This window comes from Flavobacterium soyae (genome assembly GCF_021245985.1).
GTDB classification, from domain to species: Bacteria; Bacteroidota; Bacteroidia; order Flavobacteriales; family Flavobacteriaceae; genus Flavobacterium; species Flavobacterium soyae.
Genome location: NZ_JAJQXA010000008.1, coordinates 81,454 through 98,704 on the forward strand (window position 1 = coordinate 81,454; position 17,251 = coordinate 98,704).

Below are 17,251 nucleotides of genomic sequence, written 5' to 3' on the forward strand. Positions count from 1 at the left end.
TTTTTTGAAGTATTTATTATAAAATCTATTAGTTAAAACCATTTAATTATGAATGATTTACAAATGTTATTTCTTTGGTTGTGTGAAATAATAAATTAACAGCATAAAACTTATAATAAAACCTCATTTTCAAAAATAGCTTCTTTAAAATCAATAATCTTACGGAGAAACCGTAAAGCTGTTTTTATGAAATTGCCGTTTTTACTAATACGGAATGGTATTATTTGTTTTCTTGTTTTTTGTAAGAAAATAAATGTATCTTGCAGCAAGATTAGAATTGTAATAATAATGATGACTGCAAATTTTTATTTAGTAAACAGCTGTTTGATGTGCTTGATGTACACATTATTATATTTGCATGATGACACTTTCTTAAAAAACTCAAAAGAGTTTATTCATTATGCCCTGTCGCAACTCTAGGCAGGGATCCTTTTTATTTATTAGTTCGTTTTATTTAACCTCAATTTTCATTCAGGATGCGATATCATTGAATTAGATGGAACTGCAAGATATTCAATGAAGAGTTGTATATCATATTCTATGAAAAGTGAGCAAACAAGAAAGTTATGTCACAAAATATTATTTTAACCACAGGAACATACGATTTAATTAAAGATCACGTAAGAAGAAAAAAAGTAACGCCGCAAGAAGAAGAACTGTTATTAGGCGAATTAAAACATGCGTCTCAGGTATTGAGAAAAAATCTGCCAGAAGATATTGTTTCGGTAAACCGAAAAGTAACTTATAAAGATCACATCAAAAACGAAGAAAAAACAATTCTTCTTGTTGGTCCGGAAAAAGTAAAAGTGAGTAAAAACAAAATTTCGGTTCTTTCTGATGAAGGTATTGCAATGGTTGGTTACAAGGTTGGGGATCTTATCGAATGGCCTGCTAAAAAAGGAAATTTAAAATTAGAGATTTTAAAAGTAGAAGTAGAGGCTTAACATTTTTATTGTTTTCGATTTAAGTATAGTAACATCCCAAAAGAGTTTTCTTTTGGGATATTTTTTTGATGAAGACATCGATCTGTATGCAGATCCGTTTTTTGTATTAAAAATGGAAAAATAACAAGATAATTGCTTCAAAAAAAGGCTTATTAAAAGATTAAAATAATTATATTCGTTCTTCTTAATTTAACAATAACCAACATGAAACAAGCAAATACTATAGACGAAGTAATTCAGCTTTTGGATGAAATAATAGAAAGATCAAAAATAGAGCAAAGTGCTATAGGTTTATTTGCTGCCCTATATCGTGAAGTTACTGTAAAAATAAAAGAAGGTATTCACGATGGTTCTTTTCAAAATGGTGAACGAATGGAGAAATTGGATGTCATTTTTGCCAATCGGTATTTAAAAGCCTATTATCAATATCAAGCCAAAGAGAAACCATCAGAATGCTGGGGATTTGCCTTTCAACAAGCCGAAAAGTTTTGGCCAATAGTTGTTCAGCATTTACTGCTCGGAATTAATGCACATGTGAACCTTGATTTAGGAATAGCCTCAGCTCAGGTCAGTACGGTAGAAAACATCAGCGATTTAAAAGCCGATTTTGACCATATAAATACCATTCTTAGCAATCTGGTAGGAGATGTTGAAAAATGCTTAATCAAAATTTGGCCAACGCTTACGTGGATACTAAAATTTACAGGTAAAATAGACAACTTCTTTATTGATTTTAGTATGGAAACCGCAAGAGACGGTGCCTGGAAATTTGCCAATGAATTTGTGGCGGTTCCTGAAAATGAAAGAGAAGTCTGTATTCAGCAAAGAGATGAAAGAATAACAGAAATTGCCCGATTAGTTTCAAATCCGGGGTATTTTGTTAGTGCCGTTTTCAAATTCATTCGTTTATTCGAAAGAGGAACTGTCGCTCAAAAAATAATTGATATGCAGATAATGGAACAAAAAAAGATTGAATGTGCTGTTGCGTGATTTTGGAAAAGTGATTCCGATATTCGATAGTGCGGATTTGTAATCTGTGTCCGTAAAGATTGTTTTGTTTGTAAATATAAAAAATCTGCATGATTTTTTGCAGCTTTTGTTTTGATGATTTCTACGTGCTAGCGCGAGCGTCCTTTGCTGTGCGAAGTCACCTTTGTTGTACGAAGTCTCCCGACTTCGTACCCGTTTCTATATTCCATCACAATTTTCAAATTCAATACTCATTATATCGTATAAAATTTTTCAAATTTAATGTATCAACAATGAGAACGTCGGCTTTTACGATTTTTAATAGACCAATGTCAGAAACATAATTATTGGCACTAGAATAAATATAATGTGACGCTTTTTCGACAATACCAGCACGAACCGGATTTAAATGAATATAATCTAACTTTGACCACATAAATTTGTTAGTATAAATTTCTTCGGGATGATTACCATATTGCCAAAACTGATAATTTTTGTTTCTGGAATGACTTTCAGTTGCTAATTTAAAACGTTCTAATATCCATTCTCTTCGACTCTCTGGATCAGATTTTATTTTTTCTATGATTTTTACAGCGGTAAATTTTTTAAAATCTCTCAATAAATCCGATAATTCTCCCTTTTCAGACTGCACAATCATATGTATATGATTACTCATAATTACATAGCCATATAAAATCATAGATTTGTTTTTAATGCAGAAATCTAAACATTCTATAACTATATCTCTGTAGTTTTTTCTTGTAAAAATATCAATCCAGTCAACAACTGTTGCTGTTATAAAATGAGGTAAATTTTGATCTCTTATTTTGTATCCGTCGTGCATTTTTTTTTGCTCAAATATAGTTATTTTTCTTACAAATAAATATTTGATAATCTTTATTGCATATTGGGATGGGTACGAAGTCGGGAGACTTCGCACAGCAGTCGTGATATTTAAGAAAGAACACTTCGTAGAGTGAGGGGTATTGAATGATTTATACAAACTTCATTTGTAAGTTTTATAAAAATCCTAAAGGCGCTGTGCGAAGTCTCCTGACTTCGTATCTGCATGCTATATTCCGTTTGGAATAGTTTTATTTTTTTGTGGATTATTGGAGTGGGTACGAAGTCGGGAGACTTCGCACAGCAGTCGCGGTATTTAAGAAAGAATACTTCGGAGAGCGGGGGAGAAATTATCGAGCAGATTTCATGGCTTTTACTTTTTTGATTTTGGGATCTTTTAAAAACTTTAGGTATTCATCTGTTTCCATTCCGAAAAGGGCTATTTTTCCATTATGGTCATTATGAATTCCAAAACCATATGTTTTTGAGAGAGGTGAGGCGCGAAAACAAGCTTGTCCCTTAGAAAAAAAATCTTCTCTGGCTTTTTCGTATTCGCTTTTTGTTAAATCATTCCGATCTGCAAATACCTGAAAAAGAACATCATCTGAGGTATATTTATACGGATTTTTGCTAATTAGTTCATATTGCATTTCTGCAACTGTTTTTTTGTCTTTGCTTGGTGGTTTTGTTCCGTGAGAAACTTTGCTGTCTTCTGCTGTTTCTATAAAAGTATCAAAATAGTTGGTGGTATGTATTTTCATCTTCCTATAAATTTGCTTTGTAAATATAGATTTTTCTTACGGGATATTTTTTATTTAATGCGTCATTACATCATGTTTTAACCCGCGAGATGCTATCGCTAGCGAATATCATTATCTTGTTATCAAAAAAACTGTTACAAATAAAAATATAAAAAAACAGATTGTATCAACTATTGTAACCCTTCTCCCATCTAAACTGTCATATCGGCTATTTTTTTCAGGTACAACTAATTCTTTTCCCTGAATCTGTAAACTTATAAATCTTAAAAATTGAAAAAGCGTTAATGAAAGTAATGTATTTCTTAAACCTAGAGATGCATTACTATTTACAAAAGCTAATTCTGGCAAATCTTTAATTTTAAGGAAAATACAAAAATGAATTAGTCCAATTATCATCCAGATTAAAAAATAATTGAAATTACGAAGTGCCCGATATTGAAAAAAGTAAAGAAAAAATTGTGTTCCTAATCCATAAAGGAATAAAATATCTGCCAGATGATTATTGTGTATTGCACCATAACTCAACAAGAAAATTGAAAGCAATAAATAAGAACAAATAGTAACAATATTCCATTTGGTTAGCGGGTAACTGCGAATAAATTTATTTTCCATTAAGGTTAAAATTCTTTTTATTTCCAAATATATAAATCTAAGTTGAAAATAATATCATTAATAGCGCGAGGGAAGGGAATTTAAGGGTTTAAGCTAAGTTTCCAACTTTATCTCTAATAGTTACTATAAGTTCAGGGTAATTTTCAAAATGATCTGGGCTAATTAATAATTCTTCACCATTTTCAAGATATATTACGCTTTCAAAATAACCCGTAGTTATTTGTCCTGCCTTAGAAGAAGATCCTGGAACACGTTCTGTTTGAACTCTTAAAATCGAAGAATAAGGGATTAATTCTACTTTAGACGAAACTAAAGTTGTTCTTTTTATTCCTTTTTCTGTAACGGTAATTTCATTAACCGAACTAAGTTTATTAATGTGAAAAAATATACACAATGCTAAAAAGAGAACCGATGCTAAAATTACTTTATAGTTCTCAGTACGAAAACCACCAAAAAAATTGGACAAACAAAAGAATTCAAATATGAAAAAAAGAATATTTATTCGAATCAAAAATAATGTTCGAAATTTTGAATGTATTTTCATTTAAGTAGATAATGTGGCAGTAATTTGATTATAACAAATATACTTTTTTTTGGATATGTTTTATACTGATTGATAGTTTGTAAATTTTCGGTTGTATACACCTGATTGTTTACAATCACTTAAAAATAATCTGTTATTTATAATTTCGTTAAAAAAAAAATCATAGAAATGCAGAATAAAGAAAGAGCCGAAGAATTGTTAGAATTAATAAATAAAAGAAATTATTTTACCAAACTAAAACTGGAACATAAAGAAGACACTTCATTTACGATACCGCTAAAAGTATGTTCTTATAACGAATTAAATTTAATGGTTTCAGATTTGCTTAAAGCTAGTATTGTTCTAATGAATAAAGAAGCCCGAAGTTTAGCCGTTTTTCATAAAGAAACAGATATTAATGTATTGACTTTACTTGAAATTGCATTACAGCTTCTGCCGGAAGAAGAAATGGAGTTATTGGATGATTTGCATAAAGTTCATCTTGAGAGTTAAGCGTTGCTGTTTATATGTCTCTGACTTTGCGTCATTTTCTATAATTTATTTTAAAAATAGAAACATTTCAAAATCTCTAATTTTACATTTTTATTCTTATAAAATAGTTTTAGAAGAATTTGTAAAAAGTCAGGAGACTTTTGAGACGTTTATTAATTTATAAGAAGCAAAAAAAATACGCAAAGTCAGAGACATTTGCGTAGCGTTTTATTAGTACTTTTCGTGGAGCGGGGACGTTCTTTATTTTTTTAAGATTTGGTTTTTATCGCTTTTATTAGTTTCTTATTACGTTTATCAGCTCTTGAATTCTGTAAAGAAATAACAGCCCAAATTGCTGCAGGAATCCAGCCAATTAAAGTTATTTGCAAGATTAGACAAATAATTGAAGTTAATATTCTTCCTCTCAAGAAGAATGAAGCAAAAGGAAAGAAAATTGCAATTAGCGTCATAATTTTTTTGGTTTGTAAATTTATTTAAATTTCATTTAAACGTTTCACATATATGCGATGTTGTGGAAATAAAGAGTAACGTATTATTTGTTACCGAAAACAAACTTAGTAAAAAAAAAAGACTCCCTCAGCTAGCGCAAGCGTCTCGTGTTAGCGAGTGAATTATGAAGCCAAAATTTTTGATTTTTGTTGTTCAAACTCTTCTTGAGATAAAACACCGGAATCTAACAACTCTTTTAGTTTTTGTAAACTATTTAATTTTTCATCAAAATTATTCTTTTGTAAATTGGAGGTGCTTTCTTCTTTCGGATAGGGATTGTTATTTACAACAATTGTTTGAGGTTTGTTATTTGTTGTGCAAGCCCAAACTAATGCAGCTATCCATCCAATGAATGTCCAGCCCAAAAAGAAATTCAATAATATTATTGCAGTGCGATTAGTTTTCTTGCGACTCAGTGCAATAAATGATGGTAAAAAGTAAAGTGCTAAAAAAGGAATTACAATTACAAGTAATTCTGTTGCTCCAATTCTTCCCATAATTGTTTTGTTTAATTAGTTAATATTTGTCTTTAGTTATTGTCTATGTGAATTTAACCTTGCTTGCTGTACGAAGTCTCCCGACTTCGTACCCGCATGCTATTTCCATTCTATATTTTCTCGTTCAAATAAATTGAATATTTTATTTTAATAAAATACTTGTTAAGTAATAACTGCTTATTGGAATGCGTACAAAGTCAGGAGACTTCGCACAGCAGTGACTTCGCACAGCAGTCTCGACATTTAAGAAAGAATACTTCGGGGAGCGGGGTCACTTCGTAGAGAGTGCTATTCGCCAATTATAATCTCTCTATAAATTCCTATTGGACTGACAGAAACTTTTGGATGATATACTTCGAAAAATTTTTCTAATCCTTCTATAGCTGAGAAAACCCCTCGAAATGCTTTTTCATAAACTTTTTCAACTGAGAGTTCTGTTTCATCATAGTATTTAAATTCATCATTTGGATTAGTTCGTTTGTCAATGGGCTGTGGACAAGAGGTAATTATCCCAAAAATTGTAAGTTTTACATTTGGTCTACTTCCGTAAGTGTATATAATATTTTCAAAGTTCCCATTAACTAAGAATTGATTTTTTAAATTAGAAACTATTTGAAAATCTGGAAAATTTTCAAATGGAATAAGTTTAAAATTTAGGCGATTTGGATTAAAGGTAGATAAGAACGTTTTAATCCTCTCAACAAATGTCTCATCTAATAGATTTGTTCCGGACAATTGCTGAATAGTTTCATCAAATTTTTTCTCAGTGATTTTTAATTGATTTATTTCTTTTTGATTATGAGCTCTTTTCAGACTCTTCTTTTTAGCATCTATCTCTTTTTTTAAATTAATTATTTCTGGGTCTGATTCATGTGCGGAGCCAAATATTAGTCTTTGAATTTCATTAAAATTCTCAAGAACGGTAGTAAATCTCTGGTAATCTTCAAATGTACACCAACCGGTTGCTTTGATATATGTGAATTCAGGGACTTTTTCAAGAAAATTATTAAAAGTGCTATCAAATTCATTATTTAATTCTTTTAGAGTATTACTTTCAAATAATTTCGTTTCAATATCATTTAGTAGTTCATGAAAGATTTCTAATTTTTCTGTTTTTATAGTTTTTTCTTTGTCATTAACTCCAGTTTTTCCACTAATAATTTTTATATCAAAACCAATTTCAGCATCACCACCATTTTCGTTTTCAATTGCTCTAGTTATTTCTTGCAACAATCCTCCGCTGAGTTGACTTTGCAAAGATTTTGCTTTGTCATAATCAAAGTAAATAAAGTCTTTTATTGTCTTCATATTTGTTATATATTTTGGTAAATACCGTCTGACTTATTTTATTTGCCCTTGCTGTGCGAAGTCTCCTGACTTCGTACCCGCATGCTATTTCCATTCTATATTTTCTCGTTCAAATAAATTGAATATTTTATTAAAATAAAATACTTGTTAAGTAATAATTGCTTGTTGGAACGGGTACGAAGTCAGGAGACTTCGCACAGCAGTCTCGACATTTAAGAAGGAATACTTCGGGGAGCGGGTAACTAGCGATTTATTTGTTTTTTGCATAAACTAAATCAATCATAAATTTAGCAAATCCAGTAGATAATTTAAGTTTATCTTTCCCCCAATTTAGCCCGCCTAAAGACTTGCTACCATTTGCTAAAATATAATTGTTTGCATTTTGATTAAGATAGTTATTTGCAACTAATCCAATATTAAAATTATAATTTGACCAGTTTCCGCCATAATTTACAGTCAAGTTTCCGCCTTTAATATACCAAGGCCATCTTTGCATCCAATCGTCTTTTTCGATTTCTTCATCTGAAACTTTAATTGGCAATGTTAGTGCTTTGTAAATTGATAATATTTTGCCTGTCCCAACTCCATAACAGATAAGTATATCATTAATTTTTACTCCAGTTGGTCGAAGTTTAGAAAAGTGCAAGTCAAATTCGCTATTGTCAAATTTTCTAGTTTGTTCGACAGGATGTTCAGTAACTCCTATCGGTTTTAACCAATAATTTACAGAATAATCAAAATGATTTGTCGAATTTATATTTAGATAAGAACTTAAATCTAAGTCTATTTCCCTAATTTCAGTATTTGGTTTTTGTTCTAAAAAGGAATTAGAAACTTCGGCAAGTTTATAAATATCAGTTTTTGTAATATTGTCTATTTCTATACATTTACCTATTGAGGATTCTAATTTTACTATTTCTTCAAAATCAGAAATTTCAATCCCCCATTCATGATTATATGATAAGCCACTATCGGTAAAATTAGCAGAAGTAATTATCGCACGGAATGGCTTGTCAAACTTTTTAAAGATATATATTTTTCCATGCAATTTATTATTGATTGAAATTCTAAAACTAACTTTGTCATCATTAAAAATTGGTAAATCAACAAAAGTCATCAATGAGTTAGTTTTGTTAATCTGATCAAAAGACTTAGGTTTTAGTGTTGTAATCAAATGAATATGACTTAAATTATCTAATTTTAAATCATTGAAAAATGTATTGAAATCTCCCATTAGAAAAGGACTAATAATAATAATTTTATCAGATTCTAACGCTAATTCTTTAATTCTAGAAAAGTGACTGCTTTTCGCATCTGAATTACTTATAATTTTCATGTTTATTTTTTTGTCTTAGTTGTTGTTGCGAATGTCTCGTTCGTAATTTATTATGGTTTTACTTAGATTGCGTGCACGAGCAGGACTAGAAACGGTTGATAATAAGGAAAGCACTTCGTAGAAAGAGAAATATTAAAAATCATTGTTATTATCTAAATTGATTTTTAAAATCTCCTCAATTTTGATATTATTTAAGATATTACCTTCTTGTAGCTGTTTCTTTTTTTCTTCACTTAGAGTTAGAATCATTTTGTTGATTTGCTCAATAAATTGGTCATGTAATCTATTATATTGAATTGTATCACGTTTTATTGGCATTTTTAGATCATTTTTTAATAATATTTCATTTCCCTTAGCTGCTAATTTGTCAAGAATGTAAATAGATCGATTAATATGTTTCCATATTTGTTCTAGTTCTTCAAATGAAATATAGGAAAAATATTTGTCTACAATCATAGATAAATTTATACGAGCATTTTCATAATTTAATAAAGTTGTTCTGATTTTTCCAATTTCAGGATTAAATCTTAAAATCAAACCGATTACAATTCCAAGTGTGTTAAGTGCGTTCGAATTTATTATTCCTAGATTTAAAGTAGTTGTAAGTCTATTAAAATTTGATACTTCGTTATAAGCAAATTGTAAAAGTTCAAGTTTTGTTTGCGTCATCCACCAAGGAGGTGATACTTGCCTTAGGACATCACAAATTGAAACAACTTCAATTTTAGTATGCATACTTGCAGGAGTATAATTTAATGATCCATAATAATATCCGTAATCACTAACTAACCATTTTGAATGGTTTTTTGAATTCAGAATTACTCCAATACCATTATTAACTAAGTGTTGAATATTAAGTGTATGATTACGATTACCAAATCCCCACATGTTAGGAGGCATAATAATAAGTACAGCAGCTCCATTACTTCTTTTGGCAACGAGTCTTGGGATTATGGAAGAAGGATGCGTATAGGGCGAGAAATTATAACCACATACAATAACAAAGTCATTGGCATTGTCAATAATTGAATGAATTTCTAAAGTTAGATCAGTTCCTGATGGTTTTATTCCCCATTGGCTGCCATTTCCTGGATTTATCATATTTTATATTTCTATTTCTTGTATTGTGAATATTTATGAAAAATGCTTTGCAGAAGTAAAGTTTATCACCAGTAAGATTGATATTAATTATTCTTCGCTTTCTTCTTCCTCTTGCCTTCTTCTTCTTCTTCTTCTTCTTCTTCTTCAGCTTCTTTTTGTTGCCTTTCTTCTAATTGCTTTTTTTGATATTCATCTTCTTCATTTTGTCTTATTCTGTCTTCTTCATCTTCGTTGTCTTCTTTTTGCTGAATCAGATCATCCTCATCTTCCACATATGTAGCGGTATTACAATCTCCATTATTTCCAATAATTTTTACTGTGTAATCAACACCACGGTCACTCGTAAACGAAGCTTCACCGCTTGAAATATCTGGAGGAGTGAAATGGGAATTGTCAAGCCAACCTCCATTCGGCCAATGAATTTCAATTAGTTCATTATTTTCAATTTCAACAAGTAAAATATATGTTGAGTTAGTCCCGGTTTCGGAATAATAATAATCTATTTCTGCACAATAAGTTCCATCAGGATAACCATCTTCTTCAAAATCCCCTAATGAATGTTCTTGTAAGTAATAACTATTTGATTTTTTACACTTAACAAACAAAATGCTAATGAATACAATTGAAAATATTTTTAAAAGTTTTTTAAGTTTCATTTTGTGTTGTTTGTTCTTTTGATTTCAAATTTTATAAAGAATTAAATAACAATAGTTTTTAGACAAAGTGATTTAATGTAAAAACAAACATCGACTTTAATTTAAATAAATTGTAGCGTAAAAACACCTGATTTTATGTCTGTAGCGAAAATGAAAGTAAAATTGTGTTTCCGATTTATTTAATTTCTTTCAGCATAGTAAGTAATTCTGGTATTTTGTTAACCTGAGACTCAGTCCAGAAATAATGTTCATTATCTGTGTTACCATTATCTTTTAAATAAATAGATATTCTTCTAGTGCTTTTTTCTATATAAAAACTGAATGTTATTTCTCTTGAATTAAAAATATATGTGGTGGATTGTTTTTTTTCAGTCTTATCTTTAAGATTTGGAACGACATATTCTTCAATAAATAATATAAATTCATTAACTTCATCTAAATCAATCCATGAAGATTTGAAATAACCATTTCCAACTGTCATATCCATTTGCAATGATTTTATCTTGTTTTTTGATTTCAAATCAATTGCTTCAACTGGAAAGAAAGATAATATTTCTCCAATTCCAGATTTAAATTCAGCTTTAATATTCCAATCTTTATTAATCTGAGTTATTTCTGCATTATCAATAAACTGCCTCGTTTCTGAATTTGTTTTTTCTTTTTGAGAATAGTTTTTCGATGTAATTAAGAGTAATAGAAACGTAATTAATATTTTATTGAATTTCATAAGAATGTTTATTTGTTGTTTAATATTGCCAAAACTAATTCCTTTAAAGTCAATTAAATTACGGGAAACCGTAACTGTTATAAAAACAAGATTATGTGGCACTTTATATTTTAAACAAAACAAACATCGCATAAAATTTAAATTTACCACTAAGTAAAAATACCTGATTTTTTCAAAACAAAAAACATCAAAATCCTACTCAAAATTCCCAAAAAATCAACACTAGAATTTTCCACAAAAATTTTGTAATTTTGCAGTCCAATAAAAGGAATTAGAAAATGTTAGATAGACTTCAATATGTAAAGCAGCGTTTTGATGAGATTTCGGATTTGATTATTCAGCCGGATGTTATTGCTGATCAAAAACGTTATGTGCAGCTTAACCAGGAATATAAAAGCATAAAAGCACTGGTTGAAAAGAGAGAAGAATACATTCTTGTTTTAGCAAATATTGACGAAGCAAACGAAATTATTGCTGACGGAAGCGATGCTGATATGACCGAAATGGCCAAAATGCAGCTTGACGAAGCAAAAGAACGCTTGCCGCAGCTAGAGGAGGAAATCAAATTTATGTTGATTCCTAAAGACCCTGAAGATGCTAAAAATGTAATGGTCGAGATTCGCGCCGGAACGGGTGGGGACGAAGCTAGTATTTTTGCAGGGGATTTATTCAGAATGTATACTAAATACTGTGAAGCACAAGGATGGAGAACATCTGTTGTGGATATGAACGAAGGAACTTCCGGAGGTTTCAAAGAGGTTATTTTTGAGGTTTCGGGAGAGGATGTTTACGGAACTTTGAAGTTTGAAGCGGGTGTTCACCGTGTACAGCGTGTTCCGCAGACAGAAACACAAGGTCGTGTGCATACATCGGCAGCAACTGTTATGGTTTTACCGGAAGCAGAAGAGTTTGATGTTCAAATCGATATGAACGATGTTCGTGTAGATTTCTTCTGTTCGTCTGGACCTGGAGGACAATCTGTAAATACTACGAAATCGGCAGTACGTTTAACGCACATTCCAACCGGATTAGTAGCGCAGTGTCAGGATCAGAAATCGCAGCATAAAAATAAAGATAAAGCCTTAATCGTATTGCGTTCTCGTTTATACGAAATGGAATTAGCCAAAAAACAAGAAGAAGATGCTACAAAACGAAGCTCTCAGGTAAGTTCTGGTGACCGTTCGGCTAAGATTCGTACCTATAACTACGCTCAAGGCCGTGTAACCGATCACAGAGTTGGTTTAACACTTTACGATCTAGGAAACATCATGAATGGTGATATCCAAAAAATTGTTGCCGAGTTACAATTGGTAAACAATATGGAGAAATTGAAGGAAGCGTCAGAAGTTTACTAACGTAAACTTCTTAGGTTCAAAGATACATAGTTACAAAGGTTCAGAGGTTTCTTTTCTGACGTAAAATAGTAAGCCGAACATTTGTTCGGCTTTTTGTTTTTAAAAACTTTGTCCCTTTGAACTTTTGCCTCTTTGTCACTTTTTTACCAATATTGATCCCTCAAACATAAACCTTTTCTTAAGAACTCAGAACCTCAGTGACTTAGCATCTTAGAACCTTTTGTATTGTCATTTTTTATTTCATATTTGCGCTACTAATCAACCAATTATAGCCAATTTATGAAAAGAACTTTACTTTTATTATGCTTCTTTGGAAGCTTTTTTTATGTCCGGAGTCAGTCTTATTTTGGGTTTCGGGACGATAATTATGCCGGAATTCAGGGAGTATTATTTAATCCGTCGGCAATTGTAGATTCTAAATATAGGGCAGATGTTACAATTGCCTCAGTAAGCGCAACCGGACAAAATGATTTGTATGGTGTTAATTTTGCCGAAATATTCGACGGCGGTTACGACTTGGATACAGATGCCAAAAAGAAATTCAAATCGAATAATAGAGGGAATTTTAATGTTGATATTCTTGGTTCTTCTTTTATGTTGAATATTACACAGCAGCATAGTATTGGTGTTTTTACACGTGTACGAAGCATCACCAATCTGATTGATGTAAACGGACAGCTTATTGACGAGGTAAACAAAGATATTGATGCTTCAAATAGTTTTTTAATATCTGGAGGAAATCCTAACGGTGTCAGCAATTCGTGGGCAGAAATTGGAGCCAGTTACGGAACCATATTGCTAGATCGTGATGAACATTTTATTAAAGGCGGTATTACGGTAAAATATTTAATGGCTGGGGTAAACGGTTATATCAACGGAAATAATTTGAGTGTTGCTTTTAATAAAAATGATGCGAATCCGGCTTTGAGTGCATATAACTCAGCAGGAACACTAAAAACGGCCGCAAGTTATGATTATGAAAACGGAAAAGATCCGGAGTTTGATATGGCTTCAGCAGGTGTAGGTTTTGATTTAGGATTTACTTATGAATACCGTACCAATTGCCATACCTGCATAGGCAACAGATATAAGTTTAAAGCAGCCGCAGCTGTAACAGATATTGGTAAGCTTAATTATAAAAACCTTACTGAAAACACGTATGATCTGACAGGAAATGTCACTCAGGAAGATATTGACAATGCAGATGATATTTTTCAATTTTTTGATACTTATTATACCAAAACCTCGTCCAGAAAAGGAGTAAAGGCAAATTTGCCAACGGCATTGCACACAAACTTTGACTGGAATATTGACAATAAGTTTTATTTGAATTTAAGTGGTGATTTTGGTTTAGTTGATGCAAAAAAGATCAACGGAACTGCTATTGCAAATTCGGTTACTTTTACACCCCGATATGAAACCAGACAGTTTAGCTTTTATGTTCCCGTAACCTGGATGGAATACAGCGGAACGCAGATAGGAACCGGTTTTAGAGCCGGACCATTATTTATTGGCTCAGGATCGCTGATTTCAAATTTGTTTTCAAACAATTCGAAAGGGGCCAATGTGTATGTAGGTTTGAAACTTCCAATTTATCAAAATTACAATTAAAGGTTTTGAGGTGCTGAGAGGTTAAGGTTTTAAAATGAAAAAGAGATTGTTTCACTTATGTGAAACAATCTCTTTTTTTTGGTTTGAGATTCTTAAGTTTTTACTTCGAAACTAAAAAATCTTAGCATCTTAGAACCTTAGTGCCTCAGAACCTTTATATTAAAAGTATTAACTGTTTAACCGTTTGTTATAGCAGAAACGTATAAACGAGTTAGATACCAAAAAATACTCGTGTATATTCAAAACATTTATATAGATTAGAGTACATGTATACACCGTTTTTTAATACTATGTGGCTTAGCTTTTCCATAATGTTTAAAATTTAAGTTTAACAAATTACTCTCTGGATGATGATTCTTCTTCTGAAGTTTCGCCGGGTTTTGAAATCAGGTTGGTTATAATAAGCTGAACGATTGATCCTAAAATTCCTTTTAACATCGAATCGCCTTTTCCTACTATAAATCTTTTAGCCAGATATCCAATTCCAATACTGATGACAGATTGTGCCAGATGGCTTTTAAAACCAACTGTTTCGTTGATTTCTTCAACTGTATTTCGAATGAGGTTAAGAGGTTTTAAATTCTCTGTAATGTCATCAATATGGTTTTTAATTGCACACCATTCAGTATCCTGACGTTCTTCTAATAATTTAATTCTCTGATTTAACTCATCAATAGTATAAATAGGCTCCATAATAGTCTTGTTTAGTTATTAATTATTATAAATCAGTTCTTAAACTTTTACTTTTCTTTTAAAATACTAGATACAATCGAGTTGCCAATTGGGGTTTTTATCAGCCTGTGATGCATTTTGTGCAGTATAATGGCAGCAATTAAATAAAAAAGTGACATAATAAAAAAGCCGAAATAATATTCCCCAAGTTCTTTACCAATCCATAAGCTTAATCCGACATTTAGGAATAAGGTAAAAAATGCAACAACAACGCTAACTGCTATCTTTGATGCTAATGATGAAACACCATCGGCTACTGAATATACTGTTTTGAGTTTTAATAATTCTAAACTTGTTTTTGTATAATTTTCAGCTCTTTCATAAATATTCAAATTCTCGTTTGTTGTTGCATTTGGTTCCATGATGCTGGTATTTATGGTTTGAAAAAATCACTTCTTATTAGTTAGATTATACAGTTTTAGGTTCATCTTTAACTGTATTGAAATCATCTTTTACCTGGTTGAATTTTGCTTTTCCTTCCTCGATGATGTCTTTACCGTTTGAAGTAATTGTGTTTACAATACCATCAAATTTTGTTTTTAAATTATCGCTGTATTCTTTCGATTTATCTTTAATTTTTTTTCTTGTGTTTGAACCTTTATCCGGTGCAAATAATACTCCTAATAGCGCTCCTGCCGCTGCCGCTGCAGCGATTCCTAAAACTGTGCTAGTTGCTTTCATAATATTTGATTTTTAATAGATTAATATATTTTATTTAATGTTGATTAATTTTTAAACCTCCCGGCCTTTGACAGGGCTCAGTAAAATTGCAATAATGGCGAATATTAATAAAACATGGATGATATTTCCGAAATTGTATATAAAAAAACCAAGAGCCCATAGAATAACTAGTATTACTGCGATGGTATCTAATAACTTTGACATGGTTTTTTATTTAATAGGTTAATAATTAACTGTTTTTAGTTTAGTTTATACGAAAGGTATAAAGACAAGCTGCTGTTTTTGGCATCAGGAAACGTATAAGTCGTTCCGGCAACTGTTGTTCTTTCTTTTCCAATAGTTGTAAGACCGTAATTATAACGTAAACCAATGCTTATTGGGTTAAAATCAAATCCAAGACCTGCAGAAACACCCGCATCAAATTTATTTAAATCGTCTGTGTCGATATTCTCATTAAAAAAAATATCGCCGTCTCCGCTGACTTTAGAACTTACCAGATAAGAAGCATATCCACCGGCATGAACATTAAAGTTTTTAGTAATATTTACTCGCACTAAAAGCGGAACCTCGATATAGTTTAATCGGAATTTAGCATTTCCACTTAGCAAAGCATTGTTATATTCTAATTTGGCGCCTTTTGTTGTAAACAAAATCTCAGGCTGAATGGCGACAAAATCTGAAACTGGTAATGTAGCATAAATACCGGCATTAAATCCGTATAATATATTCTCGTCATCAGCATCATCATTATATAAATTCGACATATTGAATCCGCCTTTTATACCAAACTCTGTGTTTGCATTATTGTTCTGAGCGTGCAGCATTCCAAATGAAGCTGAAATAAAAAGGGTCAAGGCACATAAAAAATTGGTTTGCATTTTCATAAAAAAATAATTTAGTTAGTTTTAATCTGGGCTTTTAAATGTTTTCTTTAATAATTCTCTCGGTTTCTCTTAAGAGATCAAATTGTTCAGGCAAATACTTCAATACTAATTCTAAAATTATTTTATCGTTTGTTTCATTCGAAACAGTTTCTAATAACTTAATCTGCTGTTCCAGGTATTCTTTCATAGAGTTCAAATAAACTCTGTCAAAATTTGAAGGATTTGCGGTAACCAATTCATAAGTATCTCTTCTGTGTGTTGCATTAATTTCAGAAATTATAATGAGCTTTTTATTAGCTAATTCTGTTATTTCCTGCAGTAGTTGATTTTGATGTCCTTCGATTTTTTTACCTAAAATCACTATTGAATTTTCTGAACTTTTTTGTTGTGCAATTTGACTTTTTGAAATAATTGTTTTTCCAATATTTGCCGTTTCAATGAGAAAAAAAGCAATTGTTTCTTCTTCCTCATTTTTCGCAAAAGTTTCATTTTTTTTCAGTGTACTTTCTATCAAATTATTTTTTGTGCATGATGGAACACAAATTATAAATAATAAAAAGAGTACTTTAAAAATGGTCACTTTAAGTACGGGGTTAGTTTTCATTATTACTTCATAAAGTATTACATTACAAAGATGCTAACGAATACAACATTTTGCTTTACAGCATAAAAAATAAACGTTATATAATTCCCATAAAGAAATTATATA

The 17,251-nt window shown here is 31.0% G+C and carries 22 protein-coding genes; 5 read left to right on the plus strand and 17 right to left on the minus strand.

The genetic code is table 11. The annotated features are described in order from the left end of the window. Positions 1-566 precede the first annotated feature (566 nt). Positions 567-944, plus strand: coding sequence for a GreA/GreB family elongation factor (locus LUU93_RS11865; RefSeq protein ID WP_232681324.1), 378 nt, complete (start codon positions 567-569; stop codon positions 942-944). Positions 945-1,148: 204 nt separating this feature from the next. Beyond that, positions 1,149-1,934 (plus strand): DUF5995 family protein, encoded by a 786-nt coding sequence (locus tag LUU93_RS11870; protein WP_232681325.1) that lies wholly within the window; start codon positions 1,149-1,151, stop codon positions 1,932-1,934. A gap of 223 nt (positions 1,935-2,157) precedes the next feature. Here LUU93_RS11870 and LUU93_RS11875 read toward each other — a convergent pair whose 3' ends face one another. From LUU93_RS11875 to LUU93_RS11890, 4 genes are all read right to left on the minus strand, one after another. After that, on the minus strand, positions 2,158-2,757 hold the full coding sequence (locus tag LUU93_RS11875; protein ID WP_232681327.1) for an REP-associated tyrosine transposase: 600 nt from the start codon (positions 2,755-2,757) through the stop codon (positions 2,158-2,160). Between the two features lie 349 nt (positions 2,758-3,106). Beyond that, positions 3,107-3,517, minus strand: coding sequence for a DUF6157 family protein (locus LUU93_RS11880; protein WP_232681328.1), 411 nt, complete (start codon positions 3,515-3,517; stop codon positions 3,107-3,109). 111 nt (positions 3,518-3,628) lie between these two features. Beyond that, a complete protein-coding gene (locus LUU93_RS11885; protein WP_232681329.1) occupies positions 3,629-4,129 on the minus strand; it encodes a hypothetical protein in 501 nt (166 codons plus the stop codon). Between the two features lie 88 nt (positions 4,130-4,217). Beyond that, positions 4,218-4,595: a hypothetical protein gene (locus LUU93_RS11890; RefSeq protein WP_232681330.1), complete on the minus strand. Its 378-nt coding sequence runs from the start codon at positions 4,593-4,595 to the stop codon at positions 4,218-4,220. Positions 4,596-4,841: 246 nt separating this feature from the next. On the opposite strand from LUU93_RS11890, the gene LUU93_RS11895 reads away from it, so the two are divergent. Beyond that, positions 4,842-5,165, plus strand: a complete 324-nt coding sequence (locus LUU93_RS11895) for a hypothetical protein (protein ID WP_232681331.1) — start codon at positions 4,842-4,844, stop codon at positions 5,163-5,165. Positions 5,166-5,413: 248 nt separating this feature from the next. Here the strand turns inward: LUU93_RS11895 and LUU93_RS11900 are convergent, their stop codons facing one another. From LUU93_RS11900 to LUU93_RS11930, 7 genes are all read right to left on the minus strand, one after another. Beyond that, the gene (locus tag LUU93_RS11900; RefSeq protein WP_232681332.1) at positions 5,414-5,614 is read right to left on the minus strand and encodes a YqaE/Pmp3 family membrane protein; all 201 of its coding nucleotides are present in this window, start codon (positions 5,612-5,614) and stop codon (positions 5,414-5,416) included. Positions 5,615-5,776: 162 nt separating this feature from the next. Further along, positions 5,777-6,151 (minus strand): superinfection immunity protein, encoded by a 375-nt coding sequence (locus LUU93_RS11905; RefSeq protein WP_232681333.1) that lies wholly within the window; start codon positions 6,149-6,151, stop codon positions 5,777-5,779. Between the two features lie 288 nt (positions 6,152-6,439). Further along, complete coding sequence (locus LUU93_RS11910; RefSeq protein ID WP_232681334.1) at positions 6,440-7,459, minus strand: DUF6414 family protein; 1,020 nt, start codon at positions 7,457-7,459, stop codon at positions 6,440-6,442. Between the two features lie 250 nt (positions 7,460-7,709). Further along, positions 7,710-8,795, minus strand: a complete 1,086-nt coding sequence (locus LUU93_RS11915) for a restriction endonuclease PLD domain-containing protein (RefSeq protein WP_232681335.1) — start codon at positions 8,793-8,795, stop codon at positions 7,710-7,712. A 132-nt stretch (positions 8,796-8,927) separates the two neighbouring features. Beyond that, positions 8,928-9,896: a phospholipase D-like domain-containing protein gene (locus LUU93_RS11920; protein WP_232681336.1), complete on the minus strand. Its 969-nt coding sequence runs from the start codon at positions 9,894-9,896 to the stop codon at positions 8,928-8,930. An 83-nt stretch (positions 9,897-9,979) separates the two neighbouring features. Continuing rightward, entirely contained in the window at positions 9,980-10,552 is a 573-nt protein-coding gene (locus LUU93_RS11925) for a hypothetical protein (RefSeq protein WP_232681337.1), read from the minus strand. Positions 10,553-10,727: 175 nt separating this feature from the next. After that, positions 10,728-11,279 (minus strand): hypothetical protein, encoded by a 552-nt coding sequence (locus tag LUU93_RS11930; protein WP_232681338.1) that lies wholly within the window; start codon positions 11,277-11,279, stop codon positions 10,728-10,730. Positions 11,280-11,557: 278 nt separating this feature from the next. Between LUU93_RS11930 and prfA the strand changes: the two genes are divergently transcribed. Together prfA and LUU93_RS11940 are read left to right on the plus strand one after the other, a co-directional pair. Further along, positions 11,558-12,634 (plus strand): peptide chain release factor 1, encoded by a 1,077-nt coding sequence (gene prfA, locus LUU93_RS11935; protein WP_232681339.1) that lies wholly within the window; start codon positions 11,558-11,560, stop codon positions 12,632-12,634. A gap of 279 nt (positions 12,635-12,913) precedes the next feature. Continuing rightward, the gene (locus tag LUU93_RS11940) at positions 12,914-14,245 is read left to right on the plus strand and encodes a DUF5723 family protein (protein WP_232681340.1); all 1,332 of its coding nucleotides are present in this window, start codon (positions 12,914-12,916) and stop codon (positions 14,243-14,245) included. Between the two features lie 336 nt (positions 14,246-14,581). On the opposite strand, the gene LUU93_RS11945 is transcribed toward LUU93_RS11940, so the two are convergent. Genes LUU93_RS11945 through LUU93_RS11970 form a run of 6 tightly spaced genes read right to left on the minus strand, consistent with a single transcriptional unit; the run spans position 14,582 to position 17,146 of the window. Beyond that, a complete protein-coding gene (locus tag LUU93_RS11945) occupies positions 14,582-14,938 on the minus strand; it encodes a hypothetical protein (RefSeq protein WP_232681341.1) in 357 nt (118 codons plus the stop codon). Positions 14,939-14,985: 47 nt separating this feature from the next. Continuing rightward, positions 14,986-15,339 carry a hypothetical protein gene (locus LUU93_RS11950; protein ID WP_232681342.1) on the minus strand — a complete coding sequence of 118 codons (354 nt, stop codon included), beginning with the start codon at positions 15,337-15,339 and terminating at the stop codon, positions 14,986-14,988. Between the two features lie 46 nt (positions 15,340-15,385). Further along, complete coding sequence (locus tag LUU93_RS11955; RefSeq protein WP_232681343.1) at positions 15,386-15,658, minus strand: YtxH domain-containing protein; 273 nt, start codon at positions 15,656-15,658, stop codon at positions 15,386-15,388. A gap of 51 nt (positions 15,659-15,709) precedes the next feature. Further along, positions 15,710-15,862: a lmo0937 family membrane protein gene (locus tag LUU93_RS11960; protein WP_232681345.1), complete on the minus strand. Its 153-nt coding sequence runs from the start codon at positions 15,860-15,862 to the stop codon at positions 15,710-15,712. A gap of 35 nt (positions 15,863-15,897) precedes the next feature. Further along, positions 15,898-16,542: a porin family protein gene (locus LUU93_RS11965; RefSeq protein WP_232681346.1), complete on the minus strand. Its 645-nt coding sequence runs from the start codon at positions 16,540-16,542 to the stop codon at positions 15,898-15,900. Positions 16,543-16,576: 34 nt separating this feature from the next. Next, positions 16,577-17,146 carry a DUF4142 domain-containing protein gene (locus LUU93_RS11970; RefSeq protein WP_232681347.1) on the minus strand — a complete coding sequence of 190 codons (570 nt, stop codon included), beginning with the start codon at positions 17,144-17,146 and terminating at the stop codon, positions 16,577-16,579. Positions 17,147-17,251 lie beyond the last annotated feature (105 nt).

Coding starts and splice junctions, on each gene's coding strand:
- LUU93_RS11940 (WP_232681340.1), top strand. CDS start 12,914: ATGAAAAGAACTTTACTTTTATTATGCTTCTTTGGAAGCTTTTTTTAT.
- LUU93_RS11920 (WP_232681336.1), bottom strand. CDS start 9,896: ATGATAAATCCAGGAAATGGCAGCCAATGGGGAATAAAACCATCAGGA.
- LUU93_RS11865 (WP_232681324.1), top strand. CDS start 567: ATGTCACAAAATATTATTTTAACCACAGGAACATACGATTTAATTAAA.
- LUU93_RS11965 (WP_232681346.1), bottom strand. CDS start 16,542: ATGAAAATGCAAACCAATTTTTTATGTGCCTTGACCCTTTTTATTTCA.
- LUU93_RS11885 (WP_232681329.1), bottom strand. CDS start 4,129: ATGGAAAATAAATTTATTCGCAGTTACCCGCTAACCAAATGGAATATT.
- LUU93_RS11880 (WP_232681328.1), bottom strand. CDS start 3,517: ATGAAAATACATACCACCAACTATTTTGATACTTTTATAGAAACAGCA.
- LUU93_RS11900 (WP_232681332.1), bottom strand. CDS start 5,614: ATGACGCTAATTGCAATTTTCTTTCCTTTTGCTTCATTCTTCTTGAGA.
- LUU93_RS11950 (WP_232681342.1), bottom strand. CDS start 15,339: ATGGAACCAAATGCAACAACAAACGAGAATTTGAATATTTATGAAAGA.
- LUU93_RS11960 (WP_232681345.1), bottom strand. CDS start 15,862: ATGTCAAAGTTATTAGATACCATCGCAGTAATACTAGTTATTCTATGG.
- LUU93_RS11925 (WP_232681337.1), bottom strand. CDS start 10,552: ATGAAACTTAAAAAACTTTTAAAAATATTTTCAATTGTATTCATTAGC.
- LUU93_RS11910 (WP_232681334.1), bottom strand. CDS start 7,459: ATGAAGACAATAAAAGACTTTATTTACTTTGATTATGACAAAGCAAAA.
- LUU93_RS11930 (WP_232681338.1), bottom strand. CDS start 11,279: ATGAAATTCAATAAAATATTAATTACGTTTCTATTACTCTTAATTACA.
- LUU93_RS11875 (WP_232681327.1), bottom strand. CDS start 2,757: ATGCACGACGGATACAAAATAAGAGATCAAAATTTACCTCATTTTATA.
- LUU93_RS11945 (WP_232681341.1), bottom strand. CDS start 14,938: ATGGAGCCTATTTATACTATTGATGAGTTAAATCAGAGAATTAAATTA.
- prfA (WP_232681339.1), top strand. CDS start 11,558: ATGTTAGATAGACTTCAATATGTAAAGCAGCGTTTTGATGAGATTTCG.
- LUU93_RS11905 (WP_232681333.1), bottom strand. CDS start 6,151: ATGGGAAGAATTGGAGCAACAGAATTACTTGTAATTGTAATTCCTTTT.
- LUU93_RS11870 (WP_232681325.1), top strand. CDS start 1,149: ATGAAACAAGCAAATACTATAGACGAAGTAATTCAGCTTTTGGATGAA.
- LUU93_RS11915 (WP_232681335.1), bottom strand. CDS start 8,795: ATGAAAATTATAAGTAATTCAGATGCGAAAAGCAGTCACTTTTCTAGA.
- LUU93_RS11970 (WP_232681347.1), bottom strand. CDS start 17,146: ATGAAAACTAACCCCGTACTTAAAGTGACCATTTTTAAAGTACTCTTT.
- LUU93_RS11955 (WP_232681343.1), bottom strand. CDS start 15,658: ATGAAAGCAACTAGCACAGTTTTAGGAATCGCTGCAGCGGCAGCGGCA.
- LUU93_RS11895 (WP_232681331.1), top strand. CDS start 4,842: ATGCAGAATAAAGAAAGAGCCGAAGAATTGTTAGAATTAATAAATAAA.